20 protein-coding genes, 4 tRNA genes and 1 other RNA gene are annotated in these 22,503 nt (G+C 71.6%); 14 read left to right on the forward strand and 11 right to left on the reverse strand.

Features of this window, described 5'->3' with window-relative positions; translation table 11 throughout:
* Positions 1-19: 19 nt before the first annotated feature.
* Genes ACFWA7_RS25820 through ACFWA7_RS25830 form a run of 3 tightly spaced genes read left to right on the forward strand, consistent with a single transcriptional unit; the run spans position 20 to position 2,024 of the window.
* Entirely contained in the window at positions 20-1,348 is a 1,329-nt protein-coding gene (locus ACFWA7_RS25820; protein WP_385825439.1) for an ATP-grasp domain-containing protein, read from the forward strand.
* On the forward strand, positions 1,345-1,629 hold the full coding sequence (locus ACFWA7_RS25825) for a hypothetical protein (RefSeq protein ID WP_385541355.1): 285 nt from the start codon (positions 1,345-1,347) through the stop codon (positions 1,627-1,629). Before ACFWA7_RS25820 ends, ACFWA7_RS25825 begins: the two co-directional genes overlap by 4 nt.
* On the forward strand, positions 1,611-2,024 hold the full coding sequence (locus tag ACFWA7_RS25830) for a DNA-binding protein (protein WP_385541357.1): 414 nt from the start codon (positions 1,611-1,613) through the stop codon (positions 2,022-2,024). Before ACFWA7_RS25825 ends, ACFWA7_RS25830 begins: the two co-directional genes overlap by 19 nt.
* A gap of 220 nt (positions 2,025-2,244) precedes the next feature.
* On the opposite strand, the gene ACFWA7_RS25835 is transcribed toward ACFWA7_RS25830, so the two are convergent.
* Positions 2,245-2,460, reverse strand: a complete 216-nt coding sequence (locus ACFWA7_RS25835) for a hypothetical protein (RefSeq protein ID WP_385825440.1) — start codon at positions 2,458-2,460, stop codon at positions 2,245-2,247.
* Positions 2,461-2,969: 509 nt separating this feature from the next.
* The gene (locus ACFWA7_RS25840; RefSeq protein WP_385825442.1) at positions 2,970-3,842 is read right to left on the reverse strand and encodes a hypothetical protein; all 873 of its coding nucleotides are present in this window, start codon (positions 3,840-3,842) and stop codon (positions 2,970-2,972) included.
* Between the two features lie 403 nt (positions 3,843-4,245).
* Here ACFWA7_RS25840 and ACFWA7_RS25845 point away from each other — a divergent pair, with 403 nt between their 5' ends.
* Together ACFWA7_RS25845 and ACFWA7_RS25850 are read left to right on the forward strand one after the other, a co-directional pair.
* Positions 4,246-4,533, forward strand: coding sequence for a hypothetical protein (locus ACFWA7_RS25845; RefSeq protein WP_385541363.1), 288 nt, complete (start codon positions 4,246-4,248; stop codon positions 4,531-4,533).
* A complete protein-coding gene (locus ACFWA7_RS25850; RefSeq protein ID WP_267830147.1) occupies positions 4,530-4,958 on the forward strand; it encodes a type II toxin-antitoxin system VapC family toxin in 429 nt (142 codons plus the stop codon). Before ACFWA7_RS25845 ends, ACFWA7_RS25850 begins: the two co-directional genes overlap by 4 nt.
* 129 nt (positions 4,959-5,087) lie before the next feature.
* On the opposite strand, the gene ACFWA7_RS25855 is transcribed toward ACFWA7_RS25850, so the two are convergent.
* Positions 5,088-5,175, reverse strand: a tRNA-Ser gene (locus ACFWA7_RS25855).
* Between the two features lie 71 nt (positions 5,176-5,246).
* Between ACFWA7_RS25855 and ffs the strand changes: the two genes are divergently transcribed.
* The 6 genes from ffs (at position 5,247) to ACFWA7_RS25885 (ending at position 14,255) form a co-directional block, all read left to right on the forward strand.
* Positions 5,247-5,345: signal recognition particle sRNA small type (ffs, locus tag ACFWA7_RS25860), an RNA gene on the forward strand.
* Positions 5,346-5,479: 134 nt separating this feature from the next.
* Entirely contained in the window at positions 5,480-7,768 is a 2,289-nt protein-coding gene (locus ACFWA7_RS25865) for a DNA polymerase III subunit gamma and tau (protein WP_385825444.1), read from the forward strand.
* Between the two features lie 61 nt (positions 7,769-7,829).
* A complete protein-coding gene (purD, locus tag ACFWA7_RS25870) occupies positions 7,830-9,086 on the forward strand; it encodes a phosphoribosylamine--glycine ligase (protein WP_385825446.1) in 1,257 nt (418 codons plus the stop codon).
* A gap of 319 nt (positions 9,087-9,405) precedes the next feature.
* A complete protein-coding gene (locus ACFWA7_RS25875) occupies positions 9,406-11,043 on the forward strand; it encodes a hypothetical protein (RefSeq protein ID WP_385825448.1) in 1,638 nt (545 codons plus the stop codon).
* Positions 11,044-11,590: 547 nt separating this feature from the next.
* Positions 11,591-13,054: a N,N-dimethylformamidase beta subunit family domain-containing protein gene (locus tag ACFWA7_RS25880; protein WP_385825450.1), complete on the forward strand. Its 1,464-nt coding sequence runs from the start codon at positions 11,591-11,593 to the stop codon at positions 13,052-13,054.
* Positions 13,055-13,343: 289 nt separating this feature from the next.
* Positions 13,344-14,255 carry a phosphoribosylaminoimidazolesuccinocarboxamide synthase gene (locus tag ACFWA7_RS25885; RefSeq protein WP_385549526.1) on the forward strand — a complete coding sequence of 304 codons (912 nt, stop codon included), beginning with the start codon at positions 13,344-13,346 and terminating at the stop codon, positions 14,253-14,255.
* A 51-nt stretch (positions 14,256-14,306) separates the two neighbouring features.
* On the opposite strand, the gene ACFWA7_RS25890 is transcribed toward ACFWA7_RS25885, so the two are convergent.
* From ACFWA7_RS25890 to ACFWA7_RS25925, 8 genes are all read right to left on the reverse strand, one after another.
* Positions 14,307-14,379 (reverse strand) — tRNA-Gly (locus ACFWA7_RS25890).
* A gap of 22 nt (positions 14,380-14,401) precedes the next feature.
* Entirely contained in the window at positions 14,402-15,085 is a 684-nt protein-coding gene (locus tag ACFWA7_RS25895; RefSeq protein ID WP_385825452.1) for a response regulator, read from the reverse strand.
* Positions 15,082-16,332 (reverse strand): sensor histidine kinase, encoded by a 1,251-nt coding sequence (locus tag ACFWA7_RS25900; RefSeq protein ID WP_385825454.1) that lies wholly within the window; start codon positions 16,330-16,332, stop codon positions 15,082-15,084. The genes ACFWA7_RS25895 and ACFWA7_RS25900 overlap by 4 nt, the downstream gene beginning before the upstream one ends.
* 16 nt (positions 16,333-16,348) lie before the next feature.
* The gene (locus tag ACFWA7_RS25905) at positions 16,349-17,155 is read right to left on the reverse strand and encodes an ABC transporter permease (protein WP_385825456.1); all 807 of its coding nucleotides are present in this window, start codon (positions 17,153-17,155) and stop codon (positions 16,349-16,351) included.
* Complete coding sequence (locus tag ACFWA7_RS25910; RefSeq protein ID WP_385825458.1) at positions 17,152-18,129, reverse strand: ABC transporter ATP-binding protein; 978 nt, start codon at positions 18,127-18,129, stop codon at positions 17,152-17,154. Before ACFWA7_RS25910 ends, ACFWA7_RS25905 begins: the two co-directional genes overlap by 4 nt.
* Before the next feature lie 133 nt (positions 18,130-18,262).
* Positions 18,263-18,335, reverse strand: a tRNA-Gly gene (locus ACFWA7_RS25915).
* 78 nt (positions 18,336-18,413) lie between these two features.
* Positions 18,414-18,485, reverse strand: a tRNA-Gly gene (locus ACFWA7_RS25920).
* A 137-nt stretch (positions 18,486-18,622) separates the two neighbouring features.
* Positions 18,623-18,940, reverse strand: coding sequence for an Lsr2 family protein (locus tag ACFWA7_RS25925; protein ID WP_385549511.1), 318 nt, complete (start codon positions 18,938-18,940; stop codon positions 18,623-18,625).
* A gap of 331 nt (positions 18,941-19,271) precedes the next feature.
* Between ACFWA7_RS25925 and purS the strand changes: the two genes are divergently transcribed.
* From purS to purL, 3 genes are read left to right on the forward strand one after another with little or no spacing between them, the layout of a single operon-like run.
* Complete coding sequence (gene purS, locus ACFWA7_RS25930; protein WP_067162360.1) at positions 19,272-19,523, forward strand: phosphoribosylformylglycinamidine synthase subunit PurS; 252 nt, start codon at positions 19,272-19,274, stop codon at positions 19,521-19,523.
* Positions 19,520-20,200: a phosphoribosylformylglycinamidine synthase subunit PurQ gene (gene purQ / locus ACFWA7_RS25935; RefSeq protein WP_385825460.1), complete on the forward strand. Its 681-nt coding sequence runs from the start codon at positions 19,520-19,522 to the stop codon at positions 20,198-20,200. Before purS ends, purQ begins: the two co-directional genes overlap by 4 nt.
* Positions 20,200-22,449 carry a phosphoribosylformylglycinamidine synthase subunit PurL gene (gene purL, locus ACFWA7_RS25940; RefSeq protein ID WP_385549505.1) on the forward strand — a complete coding sequence of 750 codons (2,250 nt, stop codon included), beginning with the start codon at positions 20,200-20,202 and terminating at the stop codon, positions 22,447-22,449. The genes purQ and purL overlap by 1 nt, the downstream gene beginning before the upstream one ends.
* Positions 22,450-22,503: the final 54 nt, after the last annotated feature.

A 22,503-nucleotide genomic window follows, 5' to 3' on the forward strand; every position in this document is an offset into this window, starting at 1 on the left:
CACGAGGGGGACCACGAGAATGCCGATCCAGACGATCAACGACCGGGTGGCGGTGGTGGTGGACGGCCACTCCACGGGCGCGCTGCTGGCCCCGGCCTTCACGGCGTACGGGATCGGCGCGGTGCACGTGGAGAACCGGGCGGAGCGCTCGACGGCCCATCTGCGCACGTTCGCGCCGGAGGCGTACGAGGCCTGTTACGCGTACGAGGGCGACCTGACGGCCCTGCTCGGGGCGCTGCGCCCGCACCGGGTGGGCTGGGTGATCGCGGGCACGGACTCGGGCGTGGCCCTGGCCGACCGCCTGGCGGCCGCGCTCGGCCTGCCCCGGCACAACGACCCGGCGACGTCGGCGGCCCGCCGCGACAAACAGGAGATGCAGCGCGCGCTCGTGGCGGCCGGGGTCCCCGCGGCGTGGCACGCGGCGGTCACCACACCGGAGGAGGCCCGGGCGGTGGCGCTGCTCCACGGCGGCGCCCCGGCCATCGTCAAGCCCCTGCGCAGCGGCGGCACCGACGGCGTGCTCTTCTGCGCCGACCCGGACGAGACGGCGAGCGCGGCCGGAAAGCTCCTGGGCAGCGAGTCGATCTACGGCGAGCGCAACGAGACGGTCCTGGTCCAGGAGTATCTGCGGGGCGACGAGTACATGGTCAACTGCGTGAGTGCGGCGGGCCACCACACGGTGCTGGAGATCTGGCGATCGGTGAAGACGGTGGTGGGGACGTCACCGGTGTACGACTACACGGAACTCCTGAACCCCCGGTCGCAGGAATCCGCCGCCGTTCTCGCCTACGTACGAGAGGTGCTCACCGCGGTGGGCAACACCTGGGGCCCGTCCCACACGGAGGTCATCGCGACCCCGTCGGGCCCCCGTCTGGTGGAGACGGCCGCGCGCCTCCAGGGCACGGCGGACCTCTCGGCGATCACCCGGGCGACGGGCCGCAACCCGGTGACGGAGACGGTCCACGCCCTGCTCGACCCCGACCTGTACGCCCGCGGCGGCCCCCCGCCGCCCCCGCCCCGGCGCGTGGCCCGCGGCGTCAGCTTCATCTGCCCCCGAAGCGGCCGGCTCCGCCGCGACCTCGACTGGACCCCGCTCCACACCCTCCCGTCCTTCCACAGCCTCCTGGCCCCCGCCCCCAAGGCGGGCGCCTACATCCCCCGCACCACCGACCTCTTCACCCGCCCCGGCGCTGTCTACCTGATCCACGAGGACCCGAGGGTGGTGGAACGGGACCACGCGACGATTCGGGGATGGGAGGGGGAGGGGTTCTATGACATCGAGGAGGGGGAGGAGGTCCGACGGTTGGACCCGCAGGATTCCTACTCCTTTGATAATTTCAGTGGGTGACCGAGACTCCGTACAGCATCGGTGAGGGGCCGGCGACCAGGGTGAGCCTTTCGCTCCCTGAGGGGACGGCCGAAGCCATCAGGCAGCGGGTGGGCAAGCGAGAGTTCTCCGCCTTCGTCGCGGCGGCAGTCGAGCGCGAGCTGCGTGGTCAGATCCTGGACGAGTATCTGGCTGACTACGAGCGTCGCAAGGGCCCCATCTCGGAGCAGGAGCAGGAACGCGCCCGGCTGGTCTTCGACGAGGTGTTCACCGAGGACGGCCAGTGGCCCGCCGCAAGCTGAGTCATGAGGGCACTCTCGTCCTCGACTGGGAGGGCCTCTCGAAGCTCGTCGACGACCACGAGCCGGTGATCGCCCTGGTCGCAGAGGCCCGCAAGCGCGGTATGGAAGTGGTGATCAGCGCGCTCACCATCATCGAGGCAACGCACCGCCGGACCGACAAGGCGAGACTCGCCTGGCTGCTGTCCGGGATCCGCATCGTGCACCTGGGGGACGAGGAGGCCAAGAGCGCCTCGGAGTTGCTCTTGAACGCCGGTCTGCACGGTCACAAGTACGCCATTGACGCGGTCGTCGCGGAGGTGGCGCTGCGGCAGCAGCGCCCGGTCGTGATGCTCACCTCGGACATCGACGACATGGCGAAGCTCTGCGGCGATCCGGTGCGCCTCGTCGCGGTGTGATCCGCGCCGCGCGACGGGGTGCCGGTCAGCCGGTGGGGTCCCCTTCTGCCCCTGGGCCTCGCGGTCTTCGACGTAGGTGAACGAGACCAGAACTCGGACCAGGGCGCCGGGTCATACCTTCTTGACGACGGTCGTGTCCGGTACCAGCTTCTCCAGGTCGTCCACGTCCGAAGTGAAGACGGTCCCATGCGGGATTACGTCCCGCCGACGCCCATGAGCCTCAATCGCTGGATCGGCCTTCTGGCCCGCCGAGTTCCCCGGTGACTTCCGGCGACCGTCCGTGTTCCAGGCAGGCGGTCAGGCTGGTCGTGCGGGCCTGGATGCCGGCGGTGATTCGGCGTATGAGGCGGGGGATGGTGAGCTCCGGCAACTCTCCGGAGCTGTGCAAGGCGTAGCCGCGGAGCTCGTCGGCCTGAAGGCCGGTCACGGTCTCCACAGGTAGGAGGGGAATCTCAGATCGACGGCCTTCGGTGCGTGAAGGTTTCCTTGTGAGGCCTGCGGCAGCTGCTCGGTAGAGCGGTTGAAGCGGGTGCTTGGCCTGGCCTCTGTCCCGGCGTGCCACCGAGGCGATGCTGCGCATCAGCTTCCACGGGCCTGGCACCGGGCGCATTGGTCAGACACCTGTCATCTTGCGTGCGCGGCGGATCCGGCGGGCCACTGCAACCACGAACGAAGAAGGGCCCCACCGCAAGCGGTGGGGCCCTTCGACATCGTGCCCGGTGAGGCACTGGCGGAGGATACGAGATTCGAACTCGTGAGGGGTTGCCCCCAACACGCTTTCCAAATGTTCGTACGGGGGTCCGGAGGAGGTCAGGGGCGTCCTGACCTGCGGCGGAGCGTTCGGTCCAGACCCGTCCGAACAGTCTCGGACGGAGGTGAATGAGACCAGGACTGAGACCAGCCTGCCCCGGCTGCCGGTGATCACTGCGAGACGGTGGGAGCCGGTCAGGTGAGTGAGTAATCCCGGCCTTGGAGCGCTTGCCCCGCGATGGCGGCGATGCGTTCGACATCCTCTCGCAGCCGGGCAAGCTCCGTGGTCTGCTGCCGTCCTGCCACGATCTCGGACAGGGCGGCGATGACGGTTTCCTGGTGGTCGCCGGTGCCCAGCACCTGGGCGGCACGGCGGAGCAGAACGGCATCCACGTTGACCGAGTGGCTCGACTGCGGCGCGGGCGGGGTGGTCGGCTCAGGGGCCGGCCTGGCCTTGCGGCGGGGTGCGGATGGTGCCGGGGCGGGCGTGGGCTCGGCCGGTGGCGGGGGTTCGGGCGCCACGGTGTCGGGGGTGCCGAGTACCGTGACCACCGGCTTTCGGTAGCAGACGCTCCTGCCCGTCTTGGTCGTATAGACGACGAGCTCCATGGTGAGGTCGCAGACGGCCGGGCCGTCGACACGTTCCAGCGCGTTCAGCAGGTCGGATAGCTGTGCGGCCATCTGCCACGAGGTCGTCATGAAGTGGAACGGGCCCAGCGCAGGTGCCGCTGCGATCCGGAAGGTGATGTCGATGGACGGCATCGGGCCGCGGCCATTTTTGGCCGCCAGCTTCCTGTTCTCAAGCAGTGGAGGGCAGCCGCAGGGCTGGCCCTTCTTCTCTTCCGGTGACAGGAACTCCACGCCGTCGCACTCGTGGATGATGCCCTTAATGCCCTGGAGGACCATACGAGCCGCCACCGCGTCAGGCCCATCCAGCAGAATGCGTACGCTCTCGCGGCTCGTCAGCACTTCGTGGGCAAGACCGCCTCCTCCCCCTTCGTTCCGTTGAGGTTCGCCACCCAGGAAGCTGGCGACACGGGTGGCCACATCGGCATCGTCTGTGGTCACACGCCAGGAGTCCAGGGCCTGGGGCCGCCCCTCGGACAAGCGCCCCATGTGGAAGCGTCCGGCTCGGGCGGCTGAGCTCTGCGTCATTCGATACCTTCGATGGAGGGGACGACAGCTGAACTTCGCCACGTACCAATGCCGCGGTGCGCGCGACGTGCCACGAAACCGGCTACAGGGCGGCGCTCCCCATTGTGTCCAGCCCGACAGCTTCGTTCAGCTGGTTCCAACCAAAGGGGCGTTACTGTCGCTGGCAGGCGGCGGCTGCCAGACACAGCTGGCGGCGACTCGGCGGACGGGTCCCGTCAAATCTCGGATTCGGGTCGTTTCCGACCCTCTCCAGGACCGCCCGGCCTAGGGTGGTCTTCAGGCATGAGCCCGTGACCACAGCGTGGAGGAGCCGATCATGAGCACTGCCCCGAATCTGCCGCTCCCGCCGCGCAGACCCGAGGAGTCCCATCCTCAGTCCCATCCGCTGCGGACGATCCGGGAGATCCGGGAGTCCCTGCCCGAGCATCAGCTTGGGCACTTCGATGCCGAGCTCGCCGACACCGACATCGATGCCTTGCCCGACATGCTTCACCGCTGGGCGACCCTGGGCAGCGACGGGTTCCTTGAGCGACTTGCGGCGGCCCCGTTCGAGGGTCTGGAGTTCGGGCAGCGGTCCTATGACGATGCGGCTGACGGCGAGTGATCTATCTGCTCGACACCAATGTGGTCGCCGAGATCACCACCCGGCCGAAGCCTGCCCCTGCCGTCGTCGCCTGGGCTCGCTCGGTTCCGTCTCCTGCCCTCTACCTGAGCGTCATCACGGTCGCGGAGATCGAAGCAGGCATTGCCGGAACACCTGATCCGGTGCGGCGTACGGCTTTCGAGCGGGCGCTCACGGACCTCCGTGATCAGTACCGCGACCGGATCGCCGCCGTAGGCGAGCGGGAGGCACTCGCCTACCTCGCTCTTCACCGGAGGCTCAAAAATGCCGGAACCAGCATCGATCCACCCGATGCGTTGATCGCCGCCACTGCCTTGGCGAACGGCTGGACGCTCGTGAGCCGCAACATCAAGCATCTGGCGCGATCAGGTGCACTGCTGCTGAACCCTTGGGAGTACGAGGGATAGGCCATCGAGGCTGGAACGCGGGGAAGGTCCGGTTTTGAGGCAAATAAACGAGACTGGAACTGAGACCACGGAACGCAGAAGACCCCGGCCGGTTTCCCGGTCGGGGTCTTCAAGTGCCCGGTGAGGCACTGGCGGAGGATACGAGATTCGAACTCGTGAGGGGTTGCCCCCAACACGCTTTCCAAGCGTGCGCCCTAGGCCACTAGGCGAATCCTCCGCCGCAAACAATACAAGACGCTGAGGGGTGCTCGCGAACTCGTCCCCCGGTCGGGGATCGGGTACCCTGTGCGGAGCCCCTCACGTGGCGCTATCTGACTGAACTCCCCCAGGGCCGGAAGGCAGCAAGGGTAGGTCGGCTCTGGCGGGTGCGTGGGGGGCGCTTTCGTTTGCGGGGAGGCCGTCGCGGTGCCCGGTCGGCCCAGTGGGTGGCGGGGTGGTGGGGCCGGGCCGGGGCGTGGTGCTCGCGGCCGTGGACGGCGACGCGGGTCCGGTTGTCAGTCCGCCCCGATAACCTCGTAGGTGTGTCGTCCCTTGCGCTGTACCGCCGCTACCGCCCGGAGTCCTTCGCCGAGGTCATCGGGCAGGAGCATGTCACCGACCCGCTGCAGCAGGCGCTGCGGAACAACCGGGTCAATCACGCGTACCTGTTCAGCGGGCCGCGCGGCTGTGGGAAGACCACCAGTGCGCGGATCCTCGCGCGGTGCCTGAACTGTGAGCAGGGGCCGACGCCGACTCCGTGCGGCGAGTGCCAGTCGTGCCGGGACCTCGCTCGTAACGGGCCCGGGTCCATCGACGTCATCGAGATCGACGCCGCGTCGCACGGTGGTGTGGACGACGCCCGTGAGCTGCGCGAGAAGGCCTTCTTCGGCCCCGCAAGCAGCCGGTACAAGATCTACATCATCGACGAGGCCCACATGGTCACCTCGGCGGGCTTCAACGCCCTGCTGAAGGTCGTCGAGGAGCCGCCGGAGCACCTCAAGTTCATCTTCGCCACGACCGAGCCCGAGAAGGTCATCGGGACGATCCGGTCGCGGACCCATCACTACCCCTTCCGGCTCGTTCCCCCCGGCACCCTGCGGGAGTACCTGGGCGAGGTCTGCGGGCGGGAGGGCATTCCCGTCGAGGACGGCGTGCTGCCGCTCGTCGTGCGCGCCGGGGCCGGGTCCGTGCGTGACTCGATGTCCGTCATGGACCAGCTCCTCTCCGGTGCAGCCGAAGACGGTGTGACGTACGCCATGGCCACCTCCCTCCTCGGCTACACGGACGGGTCGCTGCTCGACTCCGTGGTGGACGCGTTCGCCTCCGGTGACGGCGCCGCCGCCTTCGAGGTCGTCGACCGGGTGATCGAGGGCGGCAACGACCCCCGCCGCTTCGTCGCCGACCTCCTGGAGCGGCTGCGGGACCTCGTCATCCTCGCCGCCGTCCCGGACGCCGGGGAGAAGGGGCTCATCGACGCGCCCGTCGACGTCGTCGAGCGCATGCAGGCCCAGGCGTCCGTGTTCGGCGCCGCCGAGCTCAGCCGGGCCGCCGACCTCGTCAACACCGGGCTGACCGAGATGCGGGGCGCCACCTCGCCCCGGCTCCAGCTGGAGCTGATCTGCGCGCGTGTGCTGCTGCCCGCCGCGTACGACGACGAGCGCTCGGTCCGTGCCCGGCTCGACCGGCTGGAGCGCGGCGCCCACTTCCAGCCGGGTGCGGGGACCGGGCCCGCGATGGGGTACGTGCCGGGGGCCGAGGCCCACCCGCCCATGCCCCCCACAGTCGCCCCAAACGGTCCTGGACACGGTCCCGAGGCCGCCCGGTCCGCCGCGCGCGGTGCCGCCGCCCCGGTGGCCCCGCCCACGCCCCAGGCACCCGCCCCGGCCGCCCCCGTCGCCCCGCCGGTCCAGGCCCCGCCCGCACCCGCCCCCGAGCCCGTCTCGCAGGCCCCCGCCCCGGGCGCCTGGCCCGGTGCCGCCGCTCCCGGTGGCGCCGGAGGCGGTCAAGGTGGCGGTCAGGGCGGCGGTGCCCAGCGGCCCGGCGCCTGGCCGGGTGCCGGAGGTTCCGGTTCCGGGAGCGGCGCCCCCGCAGCCCCCAGCCCCGCGGCCTCCACCCCCGCCGCCCCCACCTCCGGCGGCACCGGAGCCTGGCCCTCCGCCTCCACCCCGGGCCGGCCCGCCCAGGCCGCACAGCCCCCGGCCCCGGCTGAGGCTCCCGCCGCCGCCCCCGCCGCGAACCCCGGCAGCGCCGTCCACGTACGGAACATGTGGCCGGACATCCTGGAGGCCGTGAAGAACAAGCGGCGCTTCACCTGGATCCTGCTGAGTCAGAACGCGCAGGTGGCCGGATTCGACGGCACCACCCTGCAGCTCGGGTTCATCAACGCGGGCGCCCGGGACAACTTCGCGAGCAGCGGCAGCGAGGAAGTGCTGCGCGGGGTGCTCGGCGAGCGCTTCGGGGTGCAGTGGAAGGTCGAGGCGATCATCGATCCGTCCGGCGGCTCCCAGCCCCCGGCCGCGGCGGCCAACTTCGGCGGCGGCGGCTCCGGCAACCCCGGCGGCTACGCCGCTCAAAGTGGCGGCCCCTCCCGCCACCAGCCCCCGGCCGCCCCCGCGCCCCAGGCCGCGCCCGCCCCCGTACAGCAGCCGCCGCAGGCCTCCGCCCCCGTCAGGCAGGCGCCCCCCGTGGCGCAGGAGCCGCCGCCGGTGCGCCCGGAGGACGACGTTCCGGAGGACGACGACCCGGACCTCGTGGACAACGCGCTCTCCGGCCACGACCTCATCGTCCGCGAGCTCGGTGCGACGGTGGTGGAGGAATATACGAACGAGTAGCGGTACGGGGTTCGGTGACCCGTACGAGGGAGAATCCGCCACTCCGGCTAGGCTGGCTGCCGTGAAGGTCCTTGTCATCGGCGGCGGCGCCCGCGAGCACGCCCTGTGCCGTTCCCTGTCCCTCGACCCCGACGTGACGGCGCTGCACTGCGCCCCCGGCAACGCCGGGATCGCGGAGGTCGCCGAACTCCACCCCGTGGACCAGCTGGACGGCGAGGCGGTCGCCCGCCTCGCGGCCTCGCTCCACAGCGACCTGGTGGTCGTCGGGCCCGAGGCGCCGCTGGTCGCCGGGGTGGCCGACGCCGTACGGGCCGTGGGCATCCCCTGCTTCGGACCCTCGGGCGAGGCGGCGCGGCTGGAGGGCTCCAAGGCCTTCGCCAAGGACGTGATGGCCGCCGCCGGCGTGCCGACCGCCCGCAGCTATGTGTGCACCACCCCGGCCGAGATCGACGAGGCGCTGGACGCGTTCGGCGCCCCGTACGTCGTCAAGGACGACGGTCTCGCGGCCGGCAAGGGCGTCGTCGTCACCGAGGACGTCGAGGAGGCCCGCGCCCACGCGCTGGCCTGCGACCGTGTGGTCATCGAGGAGTTCCTCGACGGCCCCGAGGTCTCGCTCTTCGCGATCACGGACGGCGTGACCGTGCTGCCGTTGCAGCCCGCGCAGGACTTCAAGCGCGCGCTCGACGGCGACGAGGGCCCCAACACCGGTGGCATGGGCGCGTACTCGCCGCTGCCGTGGGCCGACCCCAAGCTCGTCGACGAGGTCATGGCGAGCGTGCTCCAGCCGACGGTCGACGAACTGCGGCGCCGTGGCACCCCGTTCTCCGGGCTGCTGTACGCCGGCCTCGCGATCACCTCGCGCGGCGTGCGCGTCATCGAGTTCAACGCCCGCTTCGGCGACCCCGAGACGCAGGTCGTCCTGGCCCGGCTGAAGACGCCGCTCGCGGGCGTACTGCTGCACTCGGCCAACGGGACGCTGGACGTACAGCCGACGCTGGCCTGGCGCGACGACGCCGCGGTCACGGTCGTCGTGGCGTCGCACAACTACCCCGGTACGCCCCGGACGGGCGACCCGATCGACGGGCTCGACGAGGTCGCGGCCCAGGACGCGCCGCACGCGTACGTCCTGCACGCGGGGACGCGGCGGGACGGCGACGCGGTGGTGAGTGCGGGCGGACGGGTTCTTTCGGTCACCGCGACCGGGGCGGACTTGGCGCAGGCCCGCGAGCGGGCGTATGCGGCGGTCGGGCGCATCCGGCTCGACGGGGCGCAGCACCGTACGGACATCGCCCGGAAGGCGGCGGACGCGCAGGTGTGACGCGGGGCGTCTGCCTCTGATGTCTTCCTCTGGTGCCCTGGTCCGGGGCGCGGCCTCGTCGGGGCCGCGTCCCGGACCTTTTTGGGCTCGGCGGCTGCGTCGGCCCCCTGCAACCCCGCCCAACCCCCACCCAACCCCACCCCAAAGCCATTCCATCGAGTGACGGGTGGGCCATCCGGATGACGGGTGGCGGGGGCGCAACTAGGGTGCGGCGGGAGCGGTCCGGCACTTGGGTCACCGGCATTGCGATGTCAGTGGGGGGTGCCACAGTGGGGGAGTGAGCAACGCCGACGCAGGGCAGAGGGGGTGACGTCCGGCCGTGTCCGGTTCCGGGATGGGTGGTGAGGCGGGCGCGCGGTCTGCGCGCTCGCGAGCGCTGGCAGTGCTGCGGGTACGCAGCCGGGCGCTGGCCTTCGCTCTGCTGCCGGCGGCCGTCGCCGTCGTGCTGCTCGTCGCGGACGTGCAGGGCCGGATCGACGGGCGCGGCTGGGCCACGGCCCGCTGGGCGGTGACGGGCGCGGCGGCCGTGGTGCTGCTGGCCGCCGCCGCGGTCACGGCCGTGATCGTACGGGCGACGCCCGCGCTCTCTCCGACGGTCGAGCTGGCCGAGTCCTCGGCGCCGGATCTGTACCGGCTGGTGAGGGACCTGGCCGACCGGCTCGACGTGCCCGCGCCCTCGGCCATAGCGCTCACCCCGGACTGCGACAGCTGGCTGGAGGACCGCACCCACCCGGCCCATTCGGTACGGAAGCGGCTGGGCCACGGCCCGCTGGGCATACCTGGAGTGCGGCGCCGCACCGACGCCGCGCCCGTCCTCGTCATCGGGTCGCCGTTCCTGTGGTGGATGCGGGTCGGTGAGCTGCGGGCCATCCTGGCGCCCGTGGTGGCCGGCACCGGGCCGTCCGCGCAGCCCGACATAGCCTCGGCCCGCCGTTTCGTACGGGGCCTGGACGCGGCCGTCGCCGTGACCAGCGGGCCCGGCGCGGGCCGGGGGGCGCGGCTGGTGCTCGGCTTCGTCGGCCCGGTCGCGCGGCTGCTGCTGCGCGGCTGCCGGTCGCACGCCGCCGAGATGGAACGGGGGGTCGCGGCTGCGGCCTCCGAGCGGGCCCAGACCGTGGACTACGGGCTGCGGATCGTCGCCCAGGAGCAGGTCGGGCTCGCCTACGCGGGCTGGGACCGGCTGCTCACCCGGGTCGCGCTGCCCGCCTGGCGGATGGGGCGGTGGCCCTCCCGGCTCGACGCCGGGGTCGTCTCGGCGCTGACCGAGCTGTCGCGGCGGGACCGGCTGGCCGAGGGGTTCGCGTCCCGGCTCGGTGAGCGGCCCGCGTGCGACCTCCTCGAAGAGCCGGGGGCGGCCGACGAGGCGGCCTCGCTGCTCGCCGCCCGGCTGTTCCACGGCGGCCCGGCCGAGCCCGGGCCCGACTGGTCGCCGGTGGACTGGCAGCACTATCCGGAGGAAGTCGTCGACCGGAAGTGGCGTGCGGAGGCGGCCCGGCTGCACCGCGTGCTCGACGGGATGGGGACGCGGCCGGGTGCGGAGCCCGCCGCCCCGACGCTGGCGCGGGTGCTTGAGCATCTCGCCGGGCAGGACGGGGAGGCGCTGGCCGCGGGCATCGAGGTGGCCGTGGCCGTCGAGGAGGCGGCGGGTCCGCCCCCGCCTTCGGCGGACGTGTGGGGCGACTCGGTCCCGCTCTTCCCGCTCCAGCCGCCGCGGACGGGGCGGGAACTGCTGGCCGACCACGTCACGGCGATGGTGTGCTGCGCGGCGGTCGACACGGCGGGGGCGGCGCCGGGGCTCGACTGGCTGGACGGGCCGGCGCTGCTGGTGGGCGGGGAGCGGAAGGGGGATCTGGCTTCCCGGGTGCTCGCGTTGCTGGAGGAGGGGGATGCGGAGCCGCTTCGGCGGTGGTTGGTGGCGGTGGGGGTGCGGGCGGAGAAGCCGGTGCGGCTGGTGTGACGGGGGTTCGGCCCCTCCCCGCCCCTTCACCTGGACCCTCCGGGGGTGGGTGGAGGTGGAGGCGGGTTCCCGGGGGCTAGGCCCCCTGCACCCCTGGCGGGGCCTGCACCCCTGGCGGGGCCTGCACCCCTGGCGGGGCCTGCACCCCTGGCGGCCCCTGCACCCCTGGCGGCCCCTGCGGCCCCTGCACCCCTCGCGGGGCCTGCGGGCCCCTGCACCCCGCTCCCCGTTCGTCTGGAGGCCGTCTGTGGCTGGTCGCGCAGTTCCCCGCGCCCCTGAAAGCGCCCCTGCGGGGCGATCCCTGCGGCAACCCCGGTGACCACAATTCCCAGGGGTGCGGGGAACTGCGTGCCCAGCCACGCACAACCCGCAGACGCACACCGGGCCAGAAGGGCCACAGACGGTTCGCGCCCGGCCCCCTAAACGGAGTATCCCCTTCCGTATCGAGTCAATTCACGACGAACAGTGACGGAGTGCGCGCGTTATGTGATGTGCTGGAGACCGACCGCTGACCGGCGGTGTCGGGGGAGTGGAGGAGGGGAGTGGTATGGGGGCGGAGCAGATCCGGCGGTGGGAGTCGGGGGCGCTCGCGCACGCCGTCTCCGATCCCTTCGGGCAGGGGCCATTGCCCTGGCTGCGTGGTGGGGAGCACTACTTCGACGACACCGGGCACGTGGTGCCCTGGTACGTCGAGCCCGCCCGCGCCGGCACCGGCAGCGCCTCCGGGCCCCGTACCGCCGACGACGTACGGAAGCAGATCAAGGGGTTCGCCTCCACCGGGGCCGTCGCGCCCGGTGAGGCGATCGATTTCCATATCACCGTCGATCCGCCGCAGCAGTTTTCGGTCGATATCTATCGGATCGGGCACTACGGGGGCGATGGTGCCGCCCATGTCTCCACCAGTCCCCGGCTCGCCGGGATCGTGCAGCCCGCACCGCTCGCCGCCAACCGGACCGTCTCCTGCCACCACTGGTGGCTCTCGTGGCGGTACCAGGTCCCGTCACACGCCTCGATCGGCGCGTACGTGGCCGTGCTCACCACCGCCGACGGGTACCGGTCGCACATCCCGTTCACCGTGCGCGACAGCCACCCGGCCGATCTGCTGCTCCTGCTGCCCGACATCACCTGGCAGGCCTACAACCTCTTCCCCGAGGACGGCCGCACCGGCGCCTCGCTCTACCACGCCTGGGACGGGGACGGGCGGCTGCTCGGCGAGGAGGACGCCGCCATCACGGTGTCCTTCGACCGGCCCTATGCCGGCGCGGGGCTGCCGCTGCACGTCGGGCACGCGTACGACTTCATCCGGTGGGCCGAGCGGTACGGATACGACCTCGCGTACGCCGACACCCGCGATCTGCACGCCGGGCGCATCGACCCCACCCGCTACCGGGGGCTCGTCTTCCCCGGCCACGACGAGTACTGGTCGGCCCCCATGCGCCGCACCGTCGAGCTCGCCCGGGAGCACGGCACCTCGCTGGTGTTCCTCTCCGCCAACACGCTGTACTGGCAGGTCGAACTCGCGCCCTCGCCGTCCGGAGTCGCCGACCGGCTGCTGACCTGCCGCAAGCGGCGCGGACCCGGGAAGCCCGCGCTGTGGCGCGAAGTCGCCCGTCCCGAACAGCAGTTGCTGGGGATCCAGTACACGGGGCGGGTGCCCGAGCCGTCCCCGCTGGTCGTGCGGAACGCCGGTCACTGGCTCTGGGAGGCCACCGGCGCGGGCGAGGGGGACGAGATCGACGGGCTGGTGGCGGGCGAGGCCGATCGTTACTTCCCGCGCACCGCGCTCCCCGAGCACCAGGACCGCATCCTGCTCGCCCACTCGCCGTACCGCGACAGCGAAGGGGCCGTCCGGCACCAGGAGACCTCCCTCTACCGGGCCCCCTCCGGCGCGCTCGTCTTCGCCTCCGGCACCTTCGCCTGGTCCCCGGCGCTCGACCGGCCCGGCCACACCGACCCCCGCATCCAGCGCGCCACCGCCAACCTCCTCGACCGCATCTGCAAGAGGGACTAGGGCCTGTCGCCGATTTCCCGCCTGCCCCGTTACGCCTGGCACGCTTCCCCGAGCTCTTCGAGCAGGGGGACCCCCACTCGCCGCACCGGGCGGGAGCCCAAGTACGTCCAGGGCGAGGACTTCCGCCCGGCACGCCGAGAGCACGCACCAGACCCCGCGGGGCCGCCCTTCGGCTGACGACGGGAAGGTGACGACAGGCCCTGGCGGCCGCGACGAGCCCCCGTCACGGGGTACCCGTCGCGTGCGAGAGAATCGGAAGCGCTCCTGGATCAATCTACGCGGAGGAACCGTGTCCGGATTTGTAGAAAAGCCCGAGCCGATTCAGGTTCCGGGCCTCACCCACCTCCACACGGGCAAGGTGCGCGACCTCTACCAGAACGAGGCCGGCGACCTGGTGATGGTCGCCAGCGACCGGATGTCCGCGTACGACTGGGTGCTGCCGACCGAGATCCCCGACAAGGGCCGGGTGCTCACCCAGCTCTCGCTCTGGTGGTTCGACCGGCTGGCCGACCTCGTCCCCCACCACGTGCTCTCCACCGAGCTCCCCGACGGCGCCCCCGCCGACTGGGCCGGGCGCACGCTCATCTGCAAGTCGCTGCGGATGGTCCCGGTCGAGTGCGTGGCGCGCGGCTACCTCACCGGCTCCGGCCTCGTCGAGTACGACGAGTCCCGTACGGTCTGCGGGCTCGCCCTGCCCGAGGGGCTCAGCAACGGCTCCGAGCTGCCCGCGCCGATCTTCACGCCCGCCACCAAGGCCGCCGTCGGTGACCACGACGAGAACGTCTCGTACGAGGAGGTCGCCCGCCAGGTCGGCGCGGAGACCGCCGCGCTGCTGCGCCAGACGACCCTCGCCGTCTACGGCCGCGCCCGCGACATCGCCCGCGACCGGGGCATCGTCCTCGCGGACACCAAGTTCGAGTTCGGCTTCGAGACCGTCGACGGCGAGGACCGGCTGGTGATCGCCGACGAGGTGCTCACGCCCGACTCCTCGCGCTTCTGGCCCGCCGAGACCTGGGAGCCCGGCCGCGCACAGCCGTCGTACGACAAGCAGTACGTGCGCGACTGGCTGACCTCCGCCGCGTCCGGCTGGGACCGCCACGGCGAGCAGCCGCCGCCCCCGCTGCCGCAGGACGTCGTGGACGCCACCCGCGCCAAGTACCTGGAGGCGTACGAGCAGCTGACCGGCACCAGCTGGAGCTGAGCACACGAAGAAGCCCCCGGTCGGAGATCCGACCGGGGGCTTCTTTCGCTGAGCGGACGACGAGATTCGAACTCGCGACCCTCACCTTGGCAAGGTGATGCTCTACCAACTGAGCCACGTCCGCATGCGCCGTAGCGCGCAGCTAACTATACCCACCCGCGGCGGCGTGCGAGACGCACGGCCGTATGACGGTTCTCGGCACCGAGCTTCGTGGCGGCCGAGGAGAGGTAGTTCCGGACTGTTCCCGGGGAGAGTCCGGCGCGCTCCGCGATCTCCGCGACGGGCGCCCCGTCCGCCGCCAGCTCAAGCACCTGCGCCTCGCGAGCGGTCAGCGGAGAGTCCCCGGCGGAGATCGCGTCGGCCGCCAACTCAGGGTCCACATAGCGGTTTCCCGCGTGCACGGACCGGATGATCTCGGCGAGTGTGCGGGCGCTCACGGTCTTCGGTACGAAGCCGCGCACCCCGGCCGCGAGTGCCCGCTTGAGGTGGCCGGGCCGCCCGTGGCTCGTCACGATCATGGTGCGGCAGCCGGGCAGCTCGGCCCGCAGGGATGTGGCGACACTCACACCGTCCGCCCCCGGCATCTCCAGGTCCAGCACGGCCACATCGGGCCGGTGCGCCCGCGCCATCGCCAGCGCCTCGGGCCCGGACGCGGCCTCCGCGACCACGGTCAGATCGTCTTCGAGGCCGAGCAGCGCGGCGAGCGCGCCCCGGATCAGATGCTCGTCGTCGGCGAGCAGGACGCGCAGGGGCGCCCCCGGTCCGCGTGTCCGCGCGTCCCCGGAACCCGCCCCCGCTCCGGACGCCGGTGCCGGGTCGGACGTCGTCATACGGTCAGCTCCTCGGCCAGTTCCGCGGCGCTGTGCAGCGGCACGGTCACCGTCAGCAGGAAGCGTTCGCCCGTGCGCGCCGCCTCCAGCGTGCCGCCCATCGGGGCGAGCCGTTCGCGCAGCCCCGCCAGGCCCGAGCCGGGGGCGGCGGGGGCGCGGTCGGGGACGCCGTCGTTCTCCACGACCAGGGTGACGGCCGGGCCGTCGGCCGCGAGCCGGATCGCGCATCTGCGCGCGTTTCCGTGCCGCAGCACATTGGTGGTGGCCTCGCGCACCACCCAGCCGAGCGCCGACTGCACCCCGGCGGGGAGCCCGTCCGCCGCGCCCGTGACCGCGCAGTCGATCCCGGCGGCCTCCAACACGCCCCGGGCGCCGTCGAGTTCGACGGCCAGGTCCGCCTCGCGGTATCCGCGCACCACTTCCCGTACCTCTCGCTGCGACTCCCGCGCGATGCGCTGGACCTCGATCATCTGGGCCACCGCCTCGGGCCGTCCGCGCTCGGCCAACTGCACGGCGAGCTCGCTCTTGAGGGCGATCACCGCGAGGTTGCGGCCCAGGACGTCGTGCATGTCCCGCCCGAAGCGCAGCCGTTCCTCGGCGACGGCGAGCCGCGCCTGGACGTCCTTGGCCTCCTCGGCCTGCCACATGTTCCGCAGCCCCCAGGCGCCGGGCCGGACCGTGATCAGCATCAGGGCGCCGGTGGCCACCACCATCGGCAGCGGCGCGACCAGCTCCATGCCCCGCACCCCGGCCGCCGCGAAGAAGGCGACGACCGCGGCCGCGTACCCCAGGCAGTGCAGCAGGAAGGTGCGGGCCGGGACCAGCAGGGCGTACGGGATCATCAGCGCGATCGGCAGGTCGGTGAGGAGCAGCGGGAAGGCGCTGCGCGAGTCCATGGCGGTGAGCGCCGCGAGCAGGGCGGTGCCGACGCCGAGCAGCACGGCCGGGGCTGCCAGGAGGCGGCGGGGGAAGGTGCCGTGGCCGAGGTAGTCGTCGTAGGCCGGGCCGATCCGGCGGGTGCCGACGACGCCCTGCGCGATGTTCAGCACGAGCAGTGCCACGCTGAGCGCGGTGACCAGCGCGCTGCGGGGGCCGGCCGCGAGCAGCGGGAGGCCGCCCCAGGTCAGCAGGAAGAACCAGAGCATCGACTTCATGGTGTTGCGCGTGTACAGGTCCATCTTCTGGATCCTGCTGCGCGCCTGCCAGCGCCGCCGCCAGCCGCTGATCCGGCGTATCCGACCGAGCACCCGTCATCCCCCTGTGTCAGCGCCGTGGTTCCCAGCGGAACCACTTGCGTACAGCAAACACGCCGAGCAGCGTCCAGGCCACCGCCGTGGCGAGCCGGCCGAGCACCTCGCCGGTGTCGAGCGCGCCGGTCCAGCCGCCCCTGATCAGGGCGATCGCCGGGGAGAGCGGCAGCAGTTCGCAGACCTGCGCCATCGCGTCGGGCATGAGGTCCACCGGTACGACCATGCCGGAGCCCACCATCGACAGGAGCAGCATCGGCATCACCGAGATCTGCGCGGCCTCCGCGGACCGGGTGAAGGCCGCGGTCGCCGCCGCGAGGACGCACATCAGGGCGGTTCCCAGGGCGAGTCCGGCCACCGCGAGCCACACCGCGCGGGGCGCGGCCATGTCCATCACGACGGTGCAGCCGGCCGCCAGCAGCACGCACTGCACGAGCGCCAGCGCCACCGGCGGGAGCGCGGCACCGGCGAGGATCTCGCGGTCCCGCAGCTCGCCGGTGCGCAGCCGCTTCAGGACGAGCTCCTCACGGCGTACGACGAAGACGCCGACGAGGGCCGAGTAGACGGCGAAGAGCAGCACGTAGCCGAGCGAGCCGGGCAGCAGGACCGTGCCGACGGTCAGCCCGGTGTCCTTCAGGTCCATTCCGCGCGCGGCCGAACTCATGGAGAAGGTGAGCATCGCGGGCAGCACGAGCGCGGTGAACATCGCCGCCTTGTTGCGGCCGAGCAGGGTGAGTTCGGCGCGGGCGAGCGCCTTCATCCGGGAGGCGGGGGTGCTGGGCGAGGGCGTCCCGACGCGCGGTTCGACGGCCGTGGTGCTCATCGGGTCGGCTCCTGTTCGCGGGCGATCTGCAGGAAGGCTTCTTCGAGGGAGGCGGCCCGGATGTCGAGGCCGTGCAGCTCGACGCGGCTGTCCCGGGCCCACAGCAGCAGCTCGGTGGCGGCGTGCTGGAGCGCGGTGGTCTTCAGCCGTACGGTCCGGCCCTCGATCTCGTGGCCGGCGACCCCGAGCCGGGCGAGCGGCGGGAGGTCGCCCAGGTGGTAGCCGTCGGGCAGCTCGAAGGAGAGGTGCGAGGGCTGGGCGGCGACCACCTCGTCCACGCGCCCGGCTGCGGCGATGCGCCCCTCGTGGAGGATCGCGAGCCGCTCGGCGAGCGCCTCGGCCTCCTCCAGGTAGTGGGTGGTCAGCAGCACGGTGGTGCCCGCGTTGCGCAGTTCGCGGACCAGCTCCCAGGTGGTGTGGCGGCCCTCGGCGTCCAGGCCGGTGGTCGGCTCGTCGAGGAAGAGCACCTCGGGCCGGGCGAGCAGGGCGAGGGCGAGATCGAGCCGCCGCTTCTCGCCGCCGGACAGCTGCTTGACGCGTACGTCCGCGCGCCGGGTGAGCCCGACGAGCTCCAGCGCCTCGCCCACCGGCCCACCCGTCGCCCGACCACCACCCCTCACCGAGCGGCTTCGCCGCGCCCCCTTTTCTGTACCACTCGTACATCCCGCCCACATCCGTACGGTTTCGGCCACCGTCAGCTCGGACGGGAAGCCGCCCTCCTGGAGCATCACCCCGGTGCGGGGGCGTACGGCGGCGCGCTCGGTGTACGGGTCGTGGCCGAGCACCCGGACGGATCCGGCGCTCGGCGGGGCGAGGCCTTCGAGCAGCTCGACGGTGGACGTCTTGCCCGCGCCGTTGGTGCCGAGCAGCGCGAAGAGCTCGCCGCGCGCCACGGAGAAGGAGATTCCACGAACGGCCTCGAAGCCCCCGGCGTAAGTGCGCCGCAGCTCCTCGACCTCGATCACATCTGGCATGCGTCCAGCGTTCCGCCGGATGGGGGCCGGGGGCAGTGCGGGGTGTCATGGGTCGGGATGACAAATGTCAGCAGCGCTTGCCTGGGGAAACGACAAAGGCCCCGGTCGTGATGACCGGGGCCTTTGCTTCCTGAGCGGACGACGAGATTCGAACTCGCGACCCTCACCTTGGCAAGGTGATGCTCTACCAACTGAGCCACGTCCGCATTGCTGCCGCCTGGCTCTCACCGGCGGTGCGAACACCACTGTACCTGATCCACAACTGTGGTCGGTAAGCGATGCAGAGCGGGTGACAGGAATTGCACACTGCGCCTTCCCCCTGGAAGGGGGATGTTCTACTACTGAACTACACCCGCACGCTGCTGGGGACTCGGCCTTCCGGCCTCGCCCCTCGGCGTGCTCCAGACTCTAGCTGATCACCCCGGGTGCAACGCAACTCGGCTGCCGGGGCCGCCAGTCCGGGGCCCCGGCAACCGCTCGTCCTCGGGCGCCCTCAGACCGCCGCGCCGAACGCCTCGTAGACCTTCTTGGGGATGCGGCCGCGCGCGGGCACCTCCATCTGGTTCGACCGGGCCCAGGCGCGGACCGCCGCCGGGTCGGGGGCGACGGCCGTGTGCCGGAACGCCTTCCCGGACTTCGACTGCTTGCGGCCCGCCTCGACGAACGGGGCGAGGGCCTTGCGCAGTTTCTTTGCATTGGCGGGATTGAGGTCGATCTCGTAGGCCTTCCCGTCCAGGCCGAACGTGACCGTTTCCGCCGCTTCTCCGCCGTCCAGGTCGTCGGAGAGCGTGACCACTACGCGTTGAGCCACGGATATCGGTTCCTTCCTACGGTCCGCCGTTCCCACGTGTCTGACGTGCGGCGATCCCGGCCTTCCGGCAGTTTTGGAGCAATGCTGTTTCGCTCGGGTTTCCCCTGAGAAACCTTTGTACAGCGGCAGGCATTGCATTGTGAAGCCCAGCCAATTGCATCCGCGTGTCCGACCGCAATGTGCATGGACCGTTTTTCCCGGGATTTTTCCCACGTGTTGTCGCGACCGAAACCGGAACGTGATCGGACACCTCCGATATCTACTCGCGTAGATTTTCCGGCCGGGTACTCTGAGGGAACCGCCTTCGCACCACACCACCACGGGAGTGCCAGTGGCACGCGTCGTAGTCGACGTCATGCTCAAGCCGGAGATCCTCGACCCGCAGGGACAGGCGGTGCAGCGCGCACTGCCCCGTCTCGGCTTCGAGGGGATCGCGGATGTCCGCCAGGGGAAGCGTTTCGAGCTCGATGTGGAAGGGCCCCTCGACGAGGCCGCCCTCGCCCGCATCCACGAGATGGCTGAAACGTTCCTCGCCAACACCGTCATCGAGGACTTCACCGTGAAGGTCGAGGAGTCCAAGTGACTGCTCGCATCGGTGTCGTCACCTTCCCCGGGACGCTCGACGACCGCGACAGCCTGCGGGCCGTGCGGATCGCGGGTGCCGAGCCGGTGTCGCTGTGGCACCGCGACAAGGACCTGAAGCAGGTCGACGCGGTCGTCCTGGCCGGAGGCTTCTCCTACGGCGACTATCTGCGGGCCGGAGCCATCTCCCGCTTCTCGCCGGTGATGGAGACGATCATCGAGCAGGCGAAGGCCGGGATGCCGGTCCTCGGCATCTGCAACGGCTTCCAGATCCTGACCGAGTCGCACCTGCTGCCGGGCGCCATGCTCCGCAACAACCACCTGCACTTCATCTGCCGCGAGCAGAAGCTGCGGGTGGAGACGAGCGAGACCGCCTGGACGGCCGACTACACGGCCGGGCAGGAGATCAGTGTCCCGCTCAAGAACATGGACGGCCGGTACGTGGCCGACGAGCGCACGCTCGACGAGCTTGAGGCCGAGGGCCGCGTCGCCTTCCGCTACCTCGACATGAACCCCAACGGGTCGCTGCGCGACATCGCGGGCATCACCAACGCCGCCGGCAACGTCGTCGGCCTGATGCCGCACCCCGAGCACGCCGTGGAGCCGCTGGTCGGCACCGGCCGCACCGACGGCCTCGGTTTCTTCACCTCGATCCTCAAGAAGCTGGTCAACGCCTGATGAGCCTCGACACCGTCAAGCACGCCACCGGGACGCCCGACGTCGAGCAGCCCTGGAAGGAGCTCGGCCTCAAGGAGGACGAGTACGCCCGGATCCGCGAGATCCTGGGCCGCCGCCCCACCGGCGCCGAGCTCGCCATGTACTCCGTGATGTGGTCGGAGCACTGCTCGTACAAGAGCAGCAAGGTCCACCTGCGCCAGTTCGGCGAGAAGGTCCCCGAGAACGACGCGATGCTCGTCGGCATCGGCGAGAACGCGGGCGTCGTCGACGTCGGCCAGGGCTACGCGGTCACCTTCAAGGTGGAGTCCCACAACCACCCCTCGTACATCGAGCCCTACCAGGGCGCGGCCACCGGTGTCGGCGGCATCGTCCGCGACATCCTGGCGATGGGCGCCCGCCCGGTCGCGGTCGTCGACCCGCTGCGCTTCGGCGCGGCCGAGCACCCCGACACCAAGCGCGTCCTGCCGGGCGTGGTCGCGGGCATCGGCGGCTACGGCAACTGCCTCGGCCTGCCGAACATCGGCGGCGAGGTCGTCTTCGACGAGTGCTACCAGGGCAACCCGCTGGTCAACGCCGGGTGCATCGGCGTGATGAAGCACGAGGACATCCACCTCGCGAAGGCGTCCGGCCCCGGCAACAAGGTGATCCTGTACGGCGCCCGTACGGGTGGCGACGGCATCGGCGGTGTGTCGGTCCTGGCCTCGGAGACCTTCGAGTCGACCGGTCCGGCCAAGCGTCCGGCGGTCCAGGTCGGTGACCCCTTCCAGGAGAAGCTCCTCATCGAGTGCACCCTGGAGATCTTCAAGGAGAAGCTGGTCGCGGGCATCCAGGACCTGGGTGGCGCGGGCCTGTCCTGTGCGACCTCGGAGCTGGCTTCGGCGGGCTCGGGCGGTATGCGCGTGGAGCTGGATACGGTCCCGCTGCGCGACGCGACGCTCTCGCCCGAGGAAATCCTCATGAGCGAGTCGCAGGAGCGGATGTGCGCGGTCGTCGAGCCGCGGTACGTCGAGCGGTTCATGGAGATCTGCGAGAAGTGGGACGTCATCGCCACCGTCATCGGTGAGGTGACGGACGGCGAGCGCCTGGAGATCTTCTGGCACGGCGAGCAGATCGTGGACGTACCGCCGCGGACCGTGGCCCACGAGGGCCCGGTGTACGAGCGTCCGTACGCCCGTCCCTCCTGGCAGGACGCGCTCCAGGCCGACGACGCGGGCAAGCTGCCGCGTCCGCGGTCCGGCGAGGAGCTGCGCGCGCAGGTCCTGAAGCTGGTCGGCTCCCCCAACCAGGCCTCCAAGTCCTGGATCACGGACCAGTACGACCGGTTCGTGCAGGGCAACACGGTCCTGGCGCAGCCCGAGGACGCGGGCATGGTCCGCATCGACGAGGAGTCGAACCTCGGGGTCGCGATGGCGACGGACGGCAACGGCCGGTACGCGAAGCTCGACCCGTACACGGGTGCGCAGCTGGCGCTGGCGGAGGCGTACCGCAACGTGGCGGCCTCCGGCGCGAAGCCCCTCGCCATCTCCGACTGCCTGAACTTCGGCTCGCCCGAGGACCCGGACGTGATGTGGCAGTTCGCCGAGGCCACGCGCGGCCTGGCCGACGGCTGCCTCCAGCTCGGCACCCCGGTGACCGGCGGCAACGTCTCGCTCTACAACCAGACCGGTGACACGGCGATCCACCCGACGCCGGTCGTCGCCGTCCTCGGTGTGATCGACGACGTGAACCGCCGTACGCCGATCGCGTTCGCGCAGGAGGGGCAGCTGCTGTACCTCCTGGGCGACACGCGGGAGGAGTTCGGCGGCTCGGCGTGGTCCCAGGTGATCCACGACCACCTGGGCGGGCTGCCGCCGAGGGTGGACCTGGACCGGGAGAAGCTCCTCGGCGAGATCCTCATCTCCGGCTCGCGCGACGGCATGATCGACGCGGCGCACGACCTGTCCGACGGCGGTCTGGTCCAGGCCGTGGTCGAGTCCTGCCTGCGTGGCGGTCACGGCGCTCGCCTGGTCGTCCCGGACGGGCTGTCCGCCTTCACGTTCCTGTTCAGCGAGTCGGCGGGCCGCGCGATCGTGGCGGTCCCGCGCAGCGAGGAGCTCCGCTTCACGGACATGTGCGGGGCGCGGGGCCTGCCCGCGACCCGGATCGGCGTCGTCGACGGCGAGTCGGTGGAGGTCCAGGGCGAGTTCAGCGTGCCGCTTGCGGAGCTGCGGGAGACCCACGAGGCGACGATCCCGGCGCTGCTGGCGTAGTTGGCGTAGTGGGCCCCTCCCCGCCCCTTCCCTGAACCCTCCGGGGGTGTGGGG

The organism is Streptomyces sp. NPDC059994 (assembly GCF_042737755.1).
GTDB lineage: Bacteria > Actinomycetota > Actinomycetes > Streptomycetales > Streptomycetaceae > Streptomyces.

Coding starts and splice junctions, on each gene's coding strand:
- ACFWA7_RS25820 (WP_385825439.1), top strand. CDS start 20: ATGCCGATCCAGACGATCAACGACCGGGTGGCGGTGGTGGTGGACGGC.
- ACFWA7_RS25845 (WP_385541363.1), top strand. CDS start 4,246: ATGAGCACTGCCCCGAATCTGCCGCTCCCGCCGCGCAGACCCGAGGAG.
- ACFWA7_RS25880 (WP_385825450.1), top strand. CDS start 11,591: ATGGGGGCGGAGCAGATCCGGCGGTGGGAGTCGGGGGCGCTCGCGCAC.
- ACFWA7_RS25895 (WP_385825452.1), bottom strand. CDS start 15,085: ATGACGACGTCCGACCCGGCACCGGCGTCCGGAGCGGGGGCGGGTTCC.
- ACFWA7_RS25905 (WP_385825456.1), bottom strand. CDS start 17,155: ATGAGCACCACGGCCGTCGAACCGCGCGTCGGGACGCCCTCGCCCAGC.
- ACFWA7_RS25910 (WP_385825458.1), bottom strand. CDS start 18,129: ATGCCAGATGTGATCGAGGTCGAGGAGCTGCGGCGCACTTACGCCGGG.
- purL (WP_385549505.1), top strand. CDS start 20,200: ATGAGCCTCGACACCGTCAAGCACGCCACCGGGACGCCCGACGTCGAG.